Annotated in this window: 2 protein-coding genes; both read right to left on the reverse strand. The window is 60.8% G+C overall.

The features are described 5' to 3' along the window. Nucleotides 1-415: 415 nt before the first annotated feature. Nucleotides 416-2,377: a MacB family efflux pump subunit gene (locus ACIQY3_RS09315; protein WP_403018787.1), complete on the reverse strand. Its 1,962-nt coding sequence runs from the start codon at nucleotides 2,375-2,377 to the stop codon at nucleotides 416-418. A 2-nt stretch (nucleotides 2,378-2,379) separates the two neighbouring features. Beyond that, complete coding sequence (macA, locus tag ACIQY3_RS09320; protein ID WP_403018788.1) at nucleotides 2,380-3,531, reverse strand: macrolide transporter subunit MacA; 1,152 nt, start codon at nucleotides 3,529-3,531, stop codon at nucleotides 2,380-2,382. Nucleotides 3,532-3,698 lie beyond the last annotated feature (167 nt).

Below are 3,698 nucleotides of genomic sequence, written 5' to 3' on the forward strand. Positions count from 1 at the left end.
GTGTTTGCCACAGATCCAATGGGGGAGCGGGCTTGCTCGCGAAGGCGGCTTCAGCTTCAACATTGACGTCAGCTGACACACCGCTTTCGCGAGCAAGCCCGCTCCCACAGGGGATCTGTGGTGTTCGCAAATGTTGGGTTTGGCCCTAAACCATTGTGGGAGCGAGCCTGCTCGCGAAGACGGTGGCACCTTCAGCATCTATGTTGACTGACACACCGCTTTCGCGAGCAGGCTCGCTCCCACAGGGGATTTTCGGTGCCCGCAGATGTTGTGTTTGGCCCCAAACTAATGTGGGAGCGGGCTTGCTCGCGAAGGCGGCTTCAGCTTCAACATTGATGTCGGCTGACACACCGCTTTCGCGAGCAAGCCCGCTCCCACAGAGGATTGTCTCCCACAGGGGGATTTGTGTTTCCTGTCAGTCCCGCGCCAGTGCTTCGATCGGGTCAAGCCGCGCCGCATTGCGTGCCGGAACGAAGCCGAACACGATGCCGATCAGCGTCGAGCAGACGAACGCCATGATGATCGAGCCCATTGAGAACACCATCTCCCATTCCTTGACCAGCAAGGAAAAGATAAAGCCGATCCCGAACGACAGCGCGATCCCAATCGTCCCGCCCACCAGGCACACCATCACCGCCTCGACCAGGAACTGCTGGCGAATGTCGGACTGGCGTGCGCCAACCGCCATGCGGATCCCGATTTCACGGGTGCGCTCGGTCACCGAGACCAGCATGATGTTCATCACCCCGATTCCCCCGACCACCAGCGAGATCACCGCGATCAGCGACAGCAGCAACGCCATCGACTGACTGGTTTTCTGCACGGTTTGCATGATGCTGTCGAGGTTGTAGGTGAAGAAATCCTTCACGCCGTGGCGTTGCTCCATGAGTTTGATGATGTTGTCTTCGACCACTTTGCTCGGCTGGCCGTCCTTCATGCGCACGGTGATGCTGTCGAGGTAGCGTTGGCCCAGCAGCCGGCCGGCCGCGGTTTCGTAAGGCATCCATACGTTCAGGGCCTTGCTGGTGTTGAACACGCTTTTCTTGTCTTCGGTCACGCCGATGACCGTGCACGGCAGGTTGTCCACCAGGATCACCTTGCCCAGCGGGTCGACGTTCGGGCCGAACATGCGCACGCGGGTGTTATGGTCGATCACCACCACCTGGGACTGGCGCCGGGCGTCGTCCTTGCCGAACGCAACGCCCTCGCCCAGCTTGATCCCACGCACCTGGAAGTAACTCTCGCTCACGCCGTTGACCGTGGCGGTCACATCAATGTTTTCGTAGCGCAGCAACAGGTTGCGCCCGACGTTGGGCGTGGCGCTGTCGATGTAGTACTGATCGCTCAAGGCAGTCACGTCGGACAACACCAGAGTTTCGATGGCGGACGCGCGACTGTCGCCCCAGTCGGTGCCGGGGAAAATCTCGATGGTACTGCTGCCGATCGCCGCGATGTCCTTGAGCACGTAGCGCTTGGCCCCTTCACCGATGGCCACGATCGACACCACCGAGGTGATCCCGATGATGATCCCGAGCATGGTCAGCAAGGTGCGCATCCGGTGTGAAATCAGCGCGACCCAAGCCATGTTGAACGCTTCGCTGAACAAGCCGAGGCCGGCGACCAGGCGGTTGGCCTGCTTGACCTTGGCCGGACGTTCATCCTGCACCGGCAGATCCTCCACCGGGCGGTCGAGGTTGGCGCGGTCGCTGACGATCTCGCCGTCCTGAATCTTGATGATGCGCTTGGCATTGGCCGCGACTTTTTCATCGTGGGTGACGATGATCACGGTGTGCCCCGCCGCATTCAGCTCCAGCAGGATGTTCATCACCTCCTTGCCGCTGGTGGTGTCGAGGGCGCCGGTCGGTTCATCGGCGAGGATCACTTCACCGCCGTTCATTAACGCCCGGGCGATACTCACCCGCTGCTGCTGACCACCGGACAACTGGCTCGGCCGATTCAGCAAATGCCCGTCCAGCCCCAACCGCGCGAGCAACTCCCCGGCCCGGTTGTGCCGTTGCGTCTCGGCGACCCCGGCATAGATCGCCGGCATCTCCACGTTGTGCAAAGCACTCAAGTGCGGCAGCAAGTGATAACGCTGGAAGATGAACCCGAAGTGGTCGCGTCGCAGCACCGCCAGTTCGCGATCGTCCATGGCGCTGGTTTCGCGCCCGTCGACCTTGTAGCTGCCGGAACTGGCGTGGTCGAGGCAGCCGAGCACGTTCATCAACGTCGATTTACCCGAACCCGAGGCCCCGGTGATCGCCACGATCTCGCCGGCATTGATGGTGAGGTTGATGTCTTTAAGCGCCTTGAAATCCTTCTCGCCCGCCATAAAGCTGCGGCTGACACCTTTGAGTTCCAGTAATGGTCGGCTCATGGTCAAGCCCCTGCCACGGCCGGCGCCGGCTCACCGATCACGACCTTGTCGCCTTCGGCCAGGCCTTCCTTGATCTCGGCCTTGACGTTGTTATTGATGCCGGTCTTCACATTACGCATCTGCGCCACGCCCTGAGCGTCCAGCACCCGGACCGCGACGCTGCCGTCGCTGTTCTTGGAGCCCAGCGCCGCGACCGGCACCGTCAACACATCCTTGGCCTTGTCCAGCACGATGCGCACTTGCGCGGTCATCGAGATACGCAAGCGATGGTCGGGGTTCGGTACGTCGAACAAGCCGTTATAGAACACGGCGGTGTTCTGCTTGGTCGTACCGGAAGCCTGGGTTTCCAGGAAGTTTTGCGGCGCAGGCTCGGTGCCGCGCAGCTTGGCGTAGTAGCGCTTTTCCGACTCGCCTAGGATGGTGAAATACACTTCCTGGCCTGGGGTGATGTGAATCACGTCGGCCTCGGACACCTGGGCCTTGACGGTCATGGTGTCCAGGTCCGCCAGTTTCAGCAGTACCGGCGCCAGTTGCTGGGCGATCACGGTCTGGCCTTCCTGGGTCACGACCCCCACCACATAACCGTCGATGGGCGCGACGATATGGGTGTAGGCCAGATTGACCCGCGCGGTTTCGATCTGGATTCGCGCGTCCTTGATCTGCGCATCGAGGGACACGAGGTTGGCATTCTGCACCTGGTAGTTGGATTCGGCGGTCTCGTATTCCTGTTTGGAAATGGCATCGTCCGGTTGCAGTTTTTTGTAGCGGTCGTAGGTGGCCTTGGCGTCCTTGAGTTGCGCGGCGGTCGCGCGTTTCTTCGCCACCAGGTTTTCTTCATTGACCTGGGACTGGCGCAGGGCGTTTTGCAGCACCACGGGATCGATTTCCGCCAGCCACTGGCCCTTCGTGACCTTGTCGCCCAGTTTGACTTTGAGCGACTTCAACTGGCCGGAGACTTGCGCACCGACGTCAACCTGCTTGATGCCCTGCAGAATCCCGGCGGCCAGCACGGCATTTTCGATGTCGCCGCGTTCAACCGTGGCGGTCAGGTATTCCGGTGGTTTGCCCGGGGATTGAGCGCTGTAGAAGATCAGACCAGCCACCACGACCAGTACGCTCACGATAGCAATCTTGCGAAACTTCGACTTTTCCATAAATGACCACGAATGCGTTGATGTCAGGCCCGGCCAGACTGCGGCCGGGAGCCATTGATAAGAGCGTCGTGTTGCCTGGAACTGTCGCCGCTCATGGTTGGCGAAGCCCGGTTCAGGGATTCGCCGGCACTGCCGAGTGACGACTGTTCTGCACGAGGAGACGACGC

This window comes from Pseudomonas sp. NPDC096950, from assembly GCF_044762525.1.
In the GTDB taxonomy this organism is placed as follows: Bacteria; Pseudomonadota; Gammaproteobacteria; order Pseudomonadales; family Pseudomonadaceae; genus Aquipseudomonas.